The following is a 314-nucleotide window of genomic DNA, read 5'->3' as shown; positions in this document are numbered from 1 at the left end:
GCCGCTCTTCCTCGACGTGTGGGTCGAGCACGTCGTCGAGCAGGTCGCGACCGAGTCCCGCGAGGGCAGCAAGGGGAGCATCGAGGGGCCGTACTACGTGCCCGACTCGCCGGAGCTCCCGGCCGAGGCGACCCTGCCTATGCGCGAAGGGGAGGAGGGGACGCCCCTGCTGTTCCAGGGGCAGGTGCGCGACGTGTCCGGCACGCCGCTGGCCGGAGCGCGGGTGGAGATCTGGCACGCCGACGACGACGGGTACTACTCGCAGTTCGCGCCCGGCGTCCCGGAGTGGAACCTGCGCGGCACCGTGGTCGCCG

At 72.9% G+C, this 314-nt stretch carries 1 protein-coding gene; it reads left to right on the top strand.

What is annotated here, in order from left to right; genetic code table 11:
• Window positions 1-314, top strand: a 314-nt coding sequence (locus tag QSK17_RS35855; protein WP_502889360.1) for a dioxygenase family protein, incomplete at both ends; no start/stop codon positions are given.

This window comes from Microtetraspora sp. NBRC 16547, from assembly GCF_030268965.1.
GTDB lineage: Bacteria > Actinomycetota > Actinomycetes > Streptosporangiales > Streptosporangiaceae > Microtetraspora.
This window is presented reverse-complemented; position numbering and strand designations above follow the sequence as displayed.